Origin of the sequence: Brevibacillus borstelensis (assembly GCF_037834415.1) — a bacterium.
Lineage (GTDB): Bacteria > Bacillota > Bacilli > Brevibacillales > Brevibacillaceae > Brevibacillus > Brevibacillus borstelensis_A.
Genome location: NZ_JAUMSJ010000003.1, coordinates 252,161 through 265,355, shown reverse-complemented (window position 1 = coordinate 265,355; position 13,195 = coordinate 252,161). Strand labels below are relative to the sequence as shown.

Genomic DNA, 13,195 nt, shown 5'->3' with positions numbered 1-13,195 from the left:
TCAAATTGAATAGCAAACTTCTTATCCAGAGAGGCGGAGGGACTGGCCCGATGATGCCCGGCAACCAATTATCCTGTTAGCAGGACAATACTGGTGCTAATTCCTGCAGAGCGCTTTTTGCTCTGAAAGATGAGAAGGGTTTGCTTGCGGCGACGTAAACAAAGCCTTCTTTTCAAAAGAAAAGGGGGCTTTTTCTATGCCCTCCATCAACAGTAGGGGGAGAGATTGCGATGCATCTGGAAACGAAACTCGTACAGGCGGGAGTTGGGAGAGACCAACGTACGGGGGCGGTAAGCTGCCCGGTTTACTATGCAACAGCCTACCGCCATCCGTCTCTTGGTCAGAGCACCGGATACGATTACACCCGCACGGCCAACCCGACGCGGACTGTACTGGAGGAGGCGGTCGCAGAGGCCGAGAGCGGCGATGCCGGTTTCGCCTGTGCTTCAGGGATGGCGGCGATTCATACAGTGATGGGGCTCTTTTCCCAAGGCGACCACTTGATCGTTTCGCTTGACCTCTACGGAGGTACGTACCGCCTGTTTGAACAGGTCCTGGTTCGCTACGGGCTGCAGTTCAGCTACGTTGATTTGCGCAATCTCCACGAGTTTGCGGACGCGATTCGCCCGGAGACAAAAGCTGTTCTCGTGGAGACCCCGACCAATCCGCTCATGCAAATAACAGATATTGCTGGCGTCGCCGAGATTGCCAAGCAAAGCGGACTGTTGACCATCGTGGACAATACCTTTATGACCCCGTACTATCAACGGCCGCTGGAGCTGGGCGCAGATCTCGTGCTCCACAGCGGGACGAAATATCTCGGAGGCCATAACGACGTTCTCGCCGGCCTGATCGTAACAAAAGGCGCCGAGTTATCTGAAAAGGTCCGGTTTTTGCACAATTCCATCGGAGCCACGCTCGGTCCCCAGGACAGCTGGCTGCTGCTCCGTGGCATGAAGACGCTCGCTTTGCGGATGGAGCGCCATCAGAGCAATGCTCTGCAGGTAGCGAGCAGCCTGCGGGAACATCCGGCGGTTACCGAAGTATTTTACCCTGGACTGAGCGATCACCCCGGCTACGAGATACAAAGCAGACAGGCGACAGGGTACAGCGGGATGGTTTCATTCCGCGTCCGCTCATCGTCCCAAGTGGGACCGTTTTTAGAGAACCTGCGCATCGTCTCTTTTGCAGAAAGTCTGGGAGGTGTCGAGTCCTTGTGCACGTACCCTGCCACCCAGACGCATGCCGACATCCCCCAAGAGGTTCGAGAGTACGTCGGAGTCTGTGACCGTCTGCTGCGCCTGTCGGTAGGAGTTGAGCATCCGGACGATCTGATCCGCGATTTGTCGCAGGCTCTCGATGCAAGTCTGATAGCGGAAGGGTGTAGACGATGAAATTTGCCACCAAGCTTCTTCATGGGACGTCGTGTTTTGATCCGGTGACAGGCGCTGCCTCCACGCCGATTTATCAGGCTTCCACGTTTCACCAGGCGGATTTAGACCGTCCGGGCGCATATGACTATGCCCGGTCTGGCAATCCGACCCGTCACGCACTGGAAGAAGCGATCGCCGTCCTGGAGGGCGGTACGCGGGGATTTGCCTTTGCTTCCGGGATGGCCGCGATTTCCAGCGTGTTTATGCTTTTTTCCGCAGGCGATCACGTGGTCGTGGCAGAAGATGTCTACGGCGGGACGTATCGTTTTTTGACCAAGGTCTTATCCCGCATGAATATCGATGTTACGTTTGTGGATACGACTTCCGTAAAGAACGTGGAGAGCGCGATTACATCCCGGACTCGCGGAATTTATCTGGAAACGCCATCCAATCCGACTCTGAAAGTGACTGATATTGCGGCTATTTGTGAAGTGGCACGCGCCAAACATGTGGTAGTCATCGTCGACAATACGTTCCTGACCCCGTACTATCAACGGCCGCTAGAGCTGGGAGCGGACATTGTCATCCATTCCGCGACAAAGTTCATCGGAGGACATAGCGATGTCGTTGCCGGGCTGGCTGTGACCAAAGACGCAGAGCTGGGCGAACAGCTTTACTTCATCCAAAACGGCATGGGGGCGGTACTAGGAGCACAGGACTCCTGGCTGGTGATGCGCGGATTGAAATCACTCAAAGCCAGGCTTGATGTGAGCACCCGGACAGCGGAAAAGATCGCCTGCTGGCTTCACAGCCATCCGGCTGTCACCCAGGTGTATTACACGGGTCTGGAGGATCATCCCGGCCACCTGCTTCAGTCCAGGCAGGCGAGCGGTTACGGCGCAGTGCTTTCGTTTGATGTGGGCAGCAAAGAGCGGGCGAAGGCATTGTTTGATCGAGTTACGCTTCCGATCGTTGCCGTGAGTCTCGGAGCAGTCGAAACGATTTTGTCTTATCCGGCGATGATGTCGCATGCGGCGATGCCTGCGGAGGAAAGAAATCGGCGCGGGATAACGGAAGGCTTGATTCGCTTGTCAGCCGGGCTGGAAGACGCTGACGATTTGATTCGGGATCTTAATCAGGCACTTGAAGGCGTGGAAAACGTTCTGTCCGAGAGCAAAAACAAGGCATTCTCCGGGGTATAACCTGGAGAATGCCTTTTATTACTGACGGTTGACCGGTATTTTGTGATTACCTTCCGGCCTTGCGTTACCGCTTTTGTTCAGCTGCTGCTCGTTTTGTCTGGTAGGCGTTTCCTCTTTCATCCGAACATCGCGGGGGGCCTGCGGAATGATGCGCCCGACGATATCGGCCAGCTCTTCGGCAATACCCGCCACTGGCCTGCCCATACGCATATCGGTGGACATTTCCCGCAAGCGCTGTACGATGTCGGGATCGGCTGTCACGAGGGCGGCAGCACCTTGAGGATCTTCCTTCAAGGCCTCTGCCACTGTATACTTGATAACCCCTACCTCCGGGCGGTCAAGGTGAGCGTTTACGTCAATGCCGACGACGGCCCATTTTCCCAATACAACAGCGGTCGCATCGTTTACGTTGGGTACCCGGGAGGCCATTTGAACCAGCCGGTCCGCAGTAGCTTGTGACGATTGGTTATAGACGGGGGACGGCGCTGTTTGCTGTACGCGCTGCGTTTCATCTGCCGGTTTCCCGGGTTGCGGTGCTGCTTGATTCCCGGGAGGCTTGTTGCCAGACATGCAGGCGGAGAGCAGCAGGCTGACGCTGAGTACAAGTACAGTTGTCCGCTTCACGGTCATTCTCCTTTGCTTCTTGAGTTGCTCCCACACAGGTCATGCATGATTAGTTGTATTTTGTTCTCCCGTCCGCCTTTTCATGCGAGTCTCGTCTATCTCCATAGTTGCCGACATAGACTGTAGTACATCACGTCGCGTCTACTGAGCATCCCACCCCCAATTGCATAGGGTATATCAGATGGGTAATAGGAGGCGAGATTTTGAAGAAAATCTACGTACTGGACACCAACGTACTCCTGCAAGATCCACGAGCGATGTTTTCCTTTGCGGATAACGAAATCGTGATACCCGCCGTGGTGTTGGAAGAAATTGATTCCAAAAAGCGCTATATGGACGAGATTGGCCGCAATGCTCGCTATGTGTCGCGGCTATTTGACAGCTTTCGTGAATTGGGGCATCTGCACCAGGGCATCGTTTTGGAAACGGGAGCGCTGCTGCGCGTAGAATTGAACCATTCCTCACTCTTGAAGCTTCAGAAGCAATTTACGGAAATGACCAATGACAACCGCATCCTGGCCGTAGCGCTTAACTTGCAGGAAGAAGAGAACCTCTTGCCTCAACCACGCCCTGTCATCCTCGTCTCGAAAGATGCCCTGATGCGAGTGAAAGCCGATGCGCTGGGCCTGACAGCCGAGGATTTTCTCTCGGATCGCGTCGTTCGCGAGTATTCGAACATTTACACCGGCTATTCCAAAATGCTGGTTGCCCCGGAAATGATCAAAAATTATTACGGCAGTCGCAAGCTGTCCCTGATTTCCTGTTTTCCGCAGTTGCGCTTTTATCCCCACCAGTTCCTTGTGCTGAAAGATGAAGTAAACCCGTCAATCTCTGCGATCGGCAAGGTTGACACCGAAGGCAAAAATCTGGAGATGCTGGTCGCGGACGATGATCCCATTTGGGGAATCCGGGCACGCAATGTCCAGCAGCGGATGGCATTTGAGCTGCTTTTGCGGCAAGATATTCCGCTGGTGACGATGACAGGCAAAGCGGGCACCGGAAAGACACTGCTGGCTTTGGCAGCTGGCCTTTTGCAAATTGAAGACCTGCAAACGTACAAGAAGCTGCTCGTGGCAAGACCGATCGTCCCGCTGGGTAAAGATATCGGCTATTTGCCCGGTGAAAAAGAAGAAAAGCTTCGACCCTGGATGCAGCCGATCTATGATAACTTGGAATATTTGTTTAATACAAAGCGTTCCGGAGACCTGGACAAAATTTTGGCGGGGATGGGCAGCATTCAGGTAGAGGCGCTTACCTATATCAGGGGACGCTCCATTCCCGAGCAGTACATTATCATTGACGAAGCACAGAACCTGACCAAGCATGAGGTGAAAACCATTTTGACAAGAGTGGGGGAAGGGTCGAAGATCGTATTGATGGGCGATCCTGAGCAAATTGACCATCCGTACCTGGACGAAAGCAACAATGGGCTTACGTACGTGGTAGAAATGTTTAAAGACCAAAAATTGGCCGGACACATCCGCTTGGAAAAAGGGGAGCGCAGCGTTTTGGCGCAGCTTGCGGCGGACTTGCTCTAAGCGTGCATAATGTGAGCCGATTCGGACATACTAGTTTTTGTCGAACCCGATGATCCATGAATCAAAATCGGCGCGAAGCCTTGCAGGAGGCGAAGAACCGTGGATGGTCATGATCACGCATTCGATATCAATCGAACTGGCGGAAACCGTACTCTTTAGGTAAGACAAACTCTGTTGCGGAGGTTGAGGAGCTAAAGAGAATGATCGGTAATACCCCATTGCAACGGGTTCGACACGGCCGCTCCCTTTTTGGGAGCGGTTTTAATTTTTTTTAGACAAGCTGTATCGGCATCATTTACAAATACACGTTTTTTGACAAATATAGTGCATATTCGACAAAGGGAAAATATGTAATATAGAGAATATATAGACAATTAAGGGGGTGAAAGCTATGAAAAAACTTGCCGGTATTTTGATCGGAGCAGCGTTGGTTTTTACGGTATCCTCAGCCTCGGCAAATCCGGAAACGTGCGCAGGATGCAAAGGGCCACAACCATACCCGGAGTGCGTCTGCCTGGGGCCGGGAGGTCCTTGGGCCTGCCCATGGTGATGTTGCCAGACTTCCACAACATGGCGACAAGGAATGACTTTCAGCAAGATGGGAACCCGCGACCAATTTTTATATAGTGCATTTTCAACAAAGGGGAAATATGTAAAATCGAGAGTGTAAGCACAAAGGAGGTGAAAATAATGAAAAAACTAGCCGGCATTTTGATTGGAGCAGCGTTGGTTTTTACGGTATCCTCAGCCTCGGCAAATCCGGAAACGTGCGCAGGATGCAAAGGGCCAAAGCCTCATCCGGATTGCGTTTGCCTGGGAGGAGGTCCCAATTGGGCCTGCCCCTGGTGATGTTGCCAGACTTTCAAAACATGCCAACAAGGAATAATATCCAGCAAAATGGGAACCTTTCATCATCTCTCGCCACCTCTTCGGTGGCATTTTTTTGACTTATCTGATATTTTCTCCGAAAAAGCACCTGAGCGGTGCTTCTTTAGGATTCCTTACAAATCGCTTGCAATCCGGATGTAGGAAACATTCCTCACATTGATGACGATGTCATCGTATTGAAGCCATCCGTCTGTTTGGTTAGCCACCATCTGAATAATTTCTTCCGGCTCCGACGTTCGCACGGAAACAGTTTCTCCTCCGCTAAAATGAAACACGACTTTTTTTTCTTGCATCATTGTTATCTCCTCCCTTAGTCATATTATCGACACGAGGGACGTTTTCTTTTCTTAGTATTTTGAGAAAACGGGCAATAACCTTTCGGGAGATTTTTCGTTGTACATGAGTTAGCTGCTTGAAGCACGGGCAAAGCACGATAAAAAAAGCCCGGTTTGCCCGGGCCAGACTGAACTATGCTTTGTTCTTTAAAGCTTTTCTCAGCATGGAAACAGCGTTTGCGTGCATGCCCTCATGGAACATGCTAAACAAAAACATTCCGCCGATGGTCTCGATTTGGGCTAACCCACGCAGGTTGAACGGGGTGGGGAGGCTTTCTTCAAAGCGGCGGGCAAACTCTTTCTTAATTCGTTCAGCTTGCTCGGTCAACTGTTGGCCCAATGTTTCCAGCGTGGGGAGCTCCCCCGGCCAGTCAGCCGGCTTTGTTCCCTGGGCAAACAGAGCCGCGTAAGACTCGGGGAGGTGCGGAGCTTTTCCGCCGTACAGCAGGGCATCCTGGGTAAACAGAATGTGGCCCAAATTCCAGCGGATATTGTTCGAAAATCCCTCGGGGATAATATCGGCCTGCTCCTCGGTTGTGGCTTGCAAAGTGGCAAGCGTGAGTCCGCGGACTGCGTCGTAATGATCCCAAGCAAGTGAGATGTTCATGAAAATGACCGCCTTTCTGCTTTGTATTTATATATGAAAATATTACTTGAAATAACCGTTGGTGAAAATATCCTGATGTGCTAGGCGTGTCTTTTCCCCCATAAAATTGAAAACAAGGGGGAGTGAAGCATGGTTACATTGGATTCATCGATTTCTTTCCTAATTTACATAACGGCGGTTTCCAGCGCTGCCTCCGGGGTGACAGAGGCCTTCAAATCGGTCATACCGTTTCTGGCTACAGACTATGAAGCGAAAGAAGACAGGCTGGAGGATCACAATCATGCCGCCAGGCTGACACACTACAAAAAGTTTGTGAATCTGCTGATTTCGGTCGTGTCCGCCGGGCTTATCTTCGGTTTTTTACGGCTGGATCCCGCTTTGATACTGGCCGGTGCGCCCTCTGCTTTTGTAGAAAATTCCTGGCAGGTCGGCACGTGGATGTGGGGAATCGTCGCTGTTTTCGGCTCGCCGTTTTTTGCATCGCTTTTAAAAATTCTCGAGTGCTGGAAGCAAAGCATGAACGGCAATCACTTTCCCAACAAGCCAAGGCAGAAAGTAAGCGGCCCAAAGCGTTAGGGGTTATACGAAGAGGCCTGCCTTCCTTTCCTTTTCCAGCGCGTTCTATTGCCCCGTGACCGCCTCTGCGTTAAGATAGCCTTGTACATTCTTGAGAAAAAAAGGGAGAAGCAAGCATGAAAACAAGGCATGGACTTTTGGCGATTTGCTTGCTGCTTGCAGTCTTCCTGCTTCAGGCGTGCGGATCGGCTGAATCGGGAGAGGGAGGATTGTCCGCAGCATTCGACCCGGAAAATCCCCAAGAATACGGCATTCGCGGCATTTACTTGGGACAAAATGTAAAAGACTCAATGGATGTCTTGAAGCCGGCAAAAGCCGATTTTATGGATGCAGTTACGAGAGAGAGCTATACCTTGGACCAGATGGCTGCCGGAGCAGGTACGGTCGTCATGGGCCTGCTGTTGGTCGATGATGCCCAGCTGATGGTTATGGTCAAGCAGGGCGTGCTAAAAGCGATCGTAGTCGGAGGAATCTCCGAGGAAAAGGCGGCACAATTTGCCACGAATCGCGGCTTGGCTGTCTACGATAGCGTGCAACGCTTGCAGGAGCTGTATGGCCAGGTTACATCCGGGCAGGAAGTTTCGGTGCAGGGAAGCCGGTATAAAGCACTGTTCAGCATTCACGACGACAAGGTAATTGGTTTCAGGTTTGATGCGATTGGCGATTGAGTGATCGGCTAAAGCGTCGAGAACGTTCGCGTTCGTAAACAACCATGCGTCCATCCTTCGGGGAGCGTATGGTTTTTTAAACGGCTTCGTCCTGCCAGATGACGGAGACGTTGTAAGCGCGGGCAATTCCGTCGATCAGCTGATCATGGGCGGGATCGGCCAGATACAGATCCGTCGGCCCGGAGGGAATGCGTCCGAGAATCGTCTCCTTCATCTGCTCCAGAGCCGCCCATTGATCCCGCCCATCGCCTGCGGACGAATCGAGTGAAAAAAATGACACCCGCTCCGCATACACATAAATATGGCCCGACTGGCTTTCAAATCCGATATCTTCAAGGCGGGCAATTTCTGTGTCGGCAGGAAGATGCCAAAGGGAAAATTCCTCTCCCAGCATCGAGGCTTTCGTCAACAGCTCGAGCAGCTTCTTGTGATCGCTTTCGGAATCAACGATGAGCAGCTGGCCATCGCGGTCAAACACGTTGACATTGTCTCCGATTTTATGTATGACTTGAGCATAGAAACCCGGGAGCTTGCCGGTCGGGGCCTGTATTTCAACGCCAAACATTCGTTTCATCGTCATCACTCCACTTGCATCGTTTCTTCTATCGTATCACAGTACACAAGGAGGTTTCACATGAAAGAGACCCATTTGAAAATCGAGAGCTATGCGCTTGGACCCTTTCAGACGAATGCGTATGTGCTTACCCATCCGGAAACGGAAGAATGCATCGTCATCGATCCGGGGATGGAACCGGAGCCGCTCCTTCGTGCGCTAAAGGGCAAAAAGGTGGCGGCTGTGCTGCTGACGCATGCCCACCTGGACCATATCGGCGGTCTGAACGCTGTGAGAGCCCTGACGAAAGCCCCTGTTTACATCCACCCTTTTGAAAGGGAATGGTTGACCAATCCCGATCTGAATGGCTCCAGCCGCTGGAATTTGCCTGAACCGATCATCTGCGAGCCGGCCGAATATGAGCTTGCTGATGGACAGACGCTTGAGCTCGCCGGTTTTTCGCTTCGCGTTTTGCACACGCCAGGCCACTCGCCTGGAAGCTGCTCTTTCGTCCTGGGGAAGCATTGTTTCGGCGGCGATGTGCTGTTCGCCCAGAGCATTGGCAGAACAGACTTGCCGGGCGGTGACTTCGAGACGTTGATGATCAGTATTCAGGACAAATTGTTCGAGCTGGATGATGAAACGATCGTCTACCCGGGACACGGCCCCAAGACGACCATCGACGCAGAGAAAACCTTCAATCCTTACGTAACCGGGATGCTCAGGTAAAGAAACGCCCGCCAGACGAGGAGAGAAAGGGCCGGAAATCAAAAGGAGTTTACTGACACATGAGAAAAAAATGGTGTTCACTGGTGATCGCTGTTGCGATTGGATGGGGAACGGTTGGGTGTGTACCGCAGACAGGAAAAACCGATCAAAACACAGCAGCCCCTGTCTCTTCCGCCGCTGCCAAAGAGCCAGCTGACATATCGGCTGTGCCGGCTGCAGGGGAAACAGATGTCTCATCGGGAGAGACGGGCGCAGACGACGAAGCGGAACAACCCCGACCGCTTTCCCGCTTTCCGGAGCAGCGGATTACGCTTATGGCAATAGGCGATATCATGGTGCATGACGAACAGCTGGAAGCCGCTCTATCGCCTGATAAAAAAACGTATGATTTCGGACCGTCATTTGCGTACGTGAAACCCATTTTTCAAGAAGCTGACTGGCTGATCGGCAATCTGGAAACGACATTGGCCGGACAGGAGCTGCGCTACTCAGGGTATCCGATGTTCAATTCCCCGGATTCTTTGGCCGATACGCTAAAAGAGTTGGGATTTACCGCATTGACGACAGCCAACAACCATTCCATGGATCGAAAAGAGAAGGGCGTGCTCAGGACGATCGAGCAATTGGATCGGGTCGGCTTGCTCCATACCGGAACATTTGGGGATGAGGCGAGCCGCGGCGAGCCGTTGTTCCTGAAAAAAGACGGGTTTATGATGGCGCTGCTTTCGTATACGTACGGGACCAACGGCATTCCGATTCCGAAGGAAAAGCCTTACCTGGTCAATTTGATCAATCCCGATCTGATCAAGGCTGACATAGCGAAAGCCAGGGCGGCAGGGGCTGATCTGGTCGCGGTGGCGCTTCATTTTGGAAACGAGTATCAGCGCATGCCGGACGCCAGGCAGCGGGAGACTGCTGAGCTGTGCGTCAAATACGGAGCGGATTTAATACTAGGGGCCCATCCGCATGTAGTGCAGCCGTATGAATGGAAAACGGTGACACTGGAAGATGGAAGTACACACACGGGATTTATCGCTTATTCATTGGGCAACTTCATTTCCGCCCAGCGCCGGGAGTATAAAGATGTGGGGGTTATCCTGAAGCTCACCCTGTACAAAGGAGAAACAGGGGAAGCAAAAGTGGAAAAAGCGGAATGGACGACAACGTATGTTCATTATTATCGGAAGAATGGGAAACGTCATTATGTGATCTACCCCGTTCCGCTGGCCGTGACCGCGGCGGGGCGGCAGGGAGAACAGCCGCCTGTACTCGGCAAAGAGCTGGTCAATTATTTGAACAGGCTGCAAAAAGAAATGGATACCCATCTGAATTCGATGAATAAACAGGCGAAGGCCAGCTAGGGAGCTGGCCTTTTTGCTTGCCCGATTGGGGGAGTTATTTTTTTCCGAATCCGAAGGGGAAGTTGACTTTCAACTGCAGGCGGAGCTCTTCGTCCATCATGCTGATCCCTTGCACCTGGATGTTCGGAGAGATCAGCTCGGGATAGAACCCGAGGTCGTATTGCTTTTCCATCTCCTCTACAGTGGAGGAAGGCAGGGCAAACCCGTCGAAATACAATTCATTGATCTTAAATTTCAACTGTTTCGGCGAAACCAGCTCGTAGGATCCGACGAGCCGAAGCTGCATGTGATCGTATTCACCTTCGACGATGAGTTGATTGTTGTCAAATTGAAAACGCGACTGTTTAAACAGGTCGTTTTTACTCATCAGAAACTGGTTGAAATCATCCTGATTGATCGTCAGCGTATGAACGAGCAGCCCATCCGACTCGATTCTCTCCGGTGTCGCCAGCTCGGGAATCTGAAACATGACCGTCGACAGCTGGGTAAAAAAGGTCTGGAAGGCGGGCAGGCCGCGTTTTTGCCAATCGACAATCAGATGGTCCATCAGCGATTGTACGTTGGTGACATCACCGACCAACTGCAAATTCCTTTCTTTTTCCGTCTGGACGGCCAGCATTTCGGCCAGCTGCCGCTCGTATTGCTTCCGCAGATCCTGCAGGGTCGTCAGTCGTTCCAGCTTGTCTGCTTGCAGAGCTGTCATCTTGGCGCGCTCCGCCTGGAATGTTTCCAACCGTGAGATATCCCGTTCGTACAGAAGCTGCAGGAACTCGAACATCAAGAGGAAATCATTGAAATTTTCGGCATCGAACAGGAGTGTCAGAAACGACACTCGTTCTCCCATGTAGTAGGCTCTGGCGACTTCGCCGGCGTGTCTCCTCATCGCTTCGATGACCGCCTTTTGCCGTTGCATGTCCAGATCGAGCCGGGCGATTTCTCCGCTCAGCTTTCCTTCCTCCTGTTTAATCAGCCCCAAGGTTCTCTCCAGTTCTTTTTGTGTAAAGTGCTGCTGGAGGATCAATTGCTCCAAGGGAGGAGTCTCCTGGGCAAAAGCGGTAAGCGGGATAGCTGCCAGCAGCAACACGAGCAAAATTTTACGCATCTCTTCACCTTTTGTTTCGCAGCGTGATTGGAGCAAAAAGCCAAATACGCTCTCACCACATTGTATGATCTCTTTTCGTATTATAGCCTTACTTGGCGGAATTTGGATAGCAGGAGAAGTGAAGATGACGACAATATCGAGAATTTACAAGGAAATAGAGGACCATCCGGAGGGGGCAATCCCGTTTGTCCGGTTCATGGAGCTGGCATTGTACGATGAAGAAGGGGGCTATTACACAAAGAGCAGCCAAAAAATCGGCAAGGAAGGCGATTTCTTTACGAGTGCGTCCGTGCACCCGGTGTTTGCCGAGACATTGGCCGATGTAGTGGCCGAGATGTGGGAAGCGGGCAAATGGCGTGCGCCTGCGCTGGTGGAGATCGGCGGCGGGACAGGGTCGTTGTGCAAAGGCATGCTTGCTCGTTTGCAGGAGAACTCACCGAAGCTCTTCGACTCCATCCAGGTCGTGCTGATTGAAGCGAGCCCCTATCACAGAGAGCTGCAGAAACAGGCGCTGGCCAAGTGGGCACTGCCCGTCCGCGCCTATGCGAGCCTCGAGGAAGCGGCCAAATCGGAAAGCCTGGAGGGCGTCGTGCTCTCCAACGAATGGTTCGACGCTTTTCCGGTGCATATCGCGGAAAAAACGGAGAAGGGCTGGCAGGAGGTATGGGTTGCGAAAAACGGCGATTCATTGGAGGAGTGCTTACGGGAAACGGCTCCTGCATTGGCCGATTACTTGGCCGGGATTGACAACGGATTGCCCATGGGGATGCGGGTGGAAGCCAATATGAAAATCGGGGAGACATTCGCTTGCCTGTCTCGATTGATTCGTTCCGGATACGTCCTGACAATTGATTACGGCGACTTGCAGGAAGAATTGTACCACCCGAGCAGAAAGCGGGGGACACTGATGTGCTACCACCGCCATCAGGCAGACGACAATCCCTACGAGCGAGTATGCGAGAAAGATATCACGGCGCATGTCAATTTCTCCGCGCTGATCCGCGCGGGGGAGCAGGAAGGCTTTCAGAAGGCCGCGTATATGCGGCAGGATCAGTTTTTGATCAGGAGCGGGATCCTGGAGAAAGCGGTAAATCACACGGACAGAGATCCGTTTACCAGTCAGGCGATGAAGCGGAATCGAGCGATCCAACAGCTGATTTACCCGGGCGGCTTGGGCGGGATGTTCCGTGTGCTGGTTCAAGCAAAAGGAGAGGAAGCGAGTCGCAGGCTTCGTTTCCAAAACGGAGAAAGAAACTGGGGGAAAAGGTGACGGCAGCAACGTAAAGCTGCCAAGAAAAAAAGATGCTCAGCTGATGTGAGCATCTTTTTTCTTACAGAAACGATTGAATCATCATGGAATGCTCTTGCGGTCCTACCGGCATCACGAAGAACGTGTAATAGGTGAACCCAACGAAGGAAACAAACATAAAACCGAAGAAGATGTTCAAGTATGCCCGCTCAGTCAGATTCATGTAGCTGAGCGCCACAAAGAATGCGGTCAGGCCGAAGAACAACAGGGCCATCGGGTACAAGCCGCCCCAGAACGACATCAGCGCGATTGCGATCGTCCAAAAGCCGAGTACGCGATACATACGATCCATCTGTAATCCCTCCTTTTGCAGCAAGTCGGCAATATTTA

Annotated in this window: 14 protein-coding genes and 1 riboswitch; of the genes, 8 read left to right on the top strand and 6 right to left on the bottom strand. The window is 52.3% G+C overall.

Annotated elements, in window-relative coordinates; all coding sequences use genetic code 11:
- Nucleotides 1-18: 18 nt before the first annotated feature.
- Nucleotides 19-136, top strand: a riboswitch (SAM riboswitch).
- 94 nt (nucleotides 137-230) lie between these two features.
- Both Q3F21_RS04885 and Q3F21_RS04880 read left to right on the top strand, forming a co-directional pair.
- Nucleotides 231-1,394: an aminotransferase class I/II-fold pyridoxal phosphate-dependent enzyme gene (locus tag Q3F21_RS04885; RefSeq protein ID WP_340250345.1), complete on the top strand. Its 1,164-nt coding sequence runs from the start codon at nucleotides 231-233 to the stop codon at nucleotides 1,392-1,394.
- Nucleotides 1,391-2,575 (top strand): trans-sulfuration enzyme family protein, encoded by a 1,185-nt coding sequence (locus tag Q3F21_RS04880; RefSeq protein WP_340250344.1) that lies wholly within the window; start codon nucleotides 1,391-1,393, stop codon nucleotides 2,573-2,575. Before Q3F21_RS04885 ends, Q3F21_RS04880 begins: the two co-directional genes overlap by 4 nt.
- An 18-nt stretch (nucleotides 2,576-2,593) precedes the next feature.
- On the opposite strand, the gene Q3F21_RS04875 is transcribed toward Q3F21_RS04880, so the two are convergent.
- The gene (locus tag Q3F21_RS04875; protein WP_340250343.1) at nucleotides 2,594-3,205 is read right to left on the bottom strand and encodes a YhcN/YlaJ family sporulation lipoprotein; all 612 of its coding nucleotides are present in this window, start codon (nucleotides 3,203-3,205) and stop codon (nucleotides 2,594-2,596) included.
- 197 nt (nucleotides 3,206-3,402) lie between these two features.
- On the opposite strand from Q3F21_RS04875, the gene Q3F21_RS04870 reads away from it, so the two are divergent.
- Nucleotides 3,403-4,737 (top strand): PhoH family protein, encoded by a 1,335-nt coding sequence (locus tag Q3F21_RS04870; RefSeq protein ID WP_340250342.1) that lies wholly within the window; start codon nucleotides 3,403-3,405, stop codon nucleotides 4,735-4,737.
- Between the two features lie 1,001 nt (nucleotides 4,738-5,738).
- Here Q3F21_RS04870 and Q3F21_RS04865 read toward each other — a convergent pair.
- Together Q3F21_RS04865 and Q3F21_RS04860 are read right to left on the bottom strand one after the other, a co-directional pair.
- Nucleotides 5,739-5,921 (bottom strand): hypothetical protein, encoded by a 183-nt coding sequence (locus Q3F21_RS04865; RefSeq protein ID WP_340250341.1) that lies wholly within the window; start codon nucleotides 5,919-5,921, stop codon nucleotides 5,739-5,741.
- Nucleotides 5,922-6,093: 172 nt separating this feature from the next.
- Nucleotides 6,094-6,567 (bottom strand): DinB family protein, encoded by a 474-nt coding sequence (locus Q3F21_RS04860; protein ID WP_340250340.1) that lies wholly within the window; start codon nucleotides 6,565-6,567, stop codon nucleotides 6,094-6,096.
- A gap of 129 nt (nucleotides 6,568-6,696) precedes the next feature.
- Here Q3F21_RS04860 and Q3F21_RS04855 point away from each other — a divergent pair, with 129 nt between their 5' ends.
- On the top strand, nucleotides 6,697-7,143 hold the full coding sequence (locus Q3F21_RS04855) for a hypothetical protein (RefSeq protein WP_340250339.1): 447 nt from the start codon (nucleotides 6,697-6,699) through the stop codon (nucleotides 7,141-7,143).
- Between the two features lie 116 nt (nucleotides 7,144-7,259).
- The gene (locus tag Q3F21_RS04850; protein ID WP_340250338.1) at nucleotides 7,260-7,811 is read left to right on the top strand and encodes a hypothetical protein; all 552 of its coding nucleotides are present in this window, start codon (nucleotides 7,260-7,262) and stop codon (nucleotides 7,809-7,811) included.
- A 76-nt stretch (nucleotides 7,812-7,887) separates the two neighbouring features.
- Here Q3F21_RS04850 and Q3F21_RS04845 read toward each other — a convergent pair whose 3' ends face one another.
- Nucleotides 7,888-8,385 carry a hypothetical protein gene (locus Q3F21_RS04845; protein WP_340250337.1) on the bottom strand — a complete coding sequence of 166 codons (498 nt, stop codon included), beginning with the start codon at nucleotides 8,383-8,385 and terminating at the stop codon, nucleotides 7,888-7,890.
- A 60-nt stretch (nucleotides 8,386-8,445) separates the two neighbouring features.
- Here Q3F21_RS04845 and Q3F21_RS04840 point away from each other — a divergent pair, with 60 nt between their 5' ends.
- Together Q3F21_RS04840 and Q3F21_RS04835 are read left to right on the top strand one after the other, a co-directional pair.
- On the top strand, nucleotides 8,446-9,093 hold the full coding sequence (locus Q3F21_RS04840; protein WP_340250336.1) for an MBL fold metallo-hydrolase: 648 nt from the start codon (nucleotides 8,446-8,448) through the stop codon (nucleotides 9,091-9,093).
- A 59-nt stretch (nucleotides 9,094-9,152) separates the two neighbouring features.
- Nucleotides 9,153-10,454: a CapA family protein gene (locus tag Q3F21_RS04835; RefSeq protein WP_340250335.1), complete on the top strand. Its 1,302-nt coding sequence runs from the start codon at nucleotides 9,153-9,155 to the stop codon at nucleotides 10,452-10,454.
- Between the two features lie 34 nt (nucleotides 10,455-10,488).
- Here Q3F21_RS04835 and Q3F21_RS04830 read toward each other — a convergent pair whose 3' ends face one another.
- On the bottom strand, nucleotides 10,489-11,556 hold the full coding sequence (locus Q3F21_RS04830) for a hypothetical protein (protein ID WP_340250334.1): 1,068 nt from the start codon (nucleotides 11,554-11,556) through the stop codon (nucleotides 10,489-10,491).
- Nucleotides 11,557-11,680: 124 nt separating this feature from the next.
- On the opposite strand from Q3F21_RS04830, the gene Q3F21_RS04825 reads away from it, so the two are divergent.
- Entirely contained in the window at nucleotides 11,681-12,826 is a 1,146-nt protein-coding gene (locus Q3F21_RS04825) for a class I SAM-dependent methyltransferase (protein ID WP_340250333.1), read from the top strand.
- A 61-nt stretch (nucleotides 12,827-12,887) separates the two neighbouring features.
- On the opposite strand, the gene Q3F21_RS04820 is transcribed toward Q3F21_RS04825, so the two are convergent.
- Complete coding sequence (locus tag Q3F21_RS04820; RefSeq protein ID WP_340250332.1) at nucleotides 12,888-13,157, bottom strand: DUF2626 domain-containing protein; 270 nt, start codon at nucleotides 13,155-13,157, stop codon at nucleotides 12,888-12,890.
- Nucleotides 13,158-13,195 lie beyond the last annotated feature (38 nt).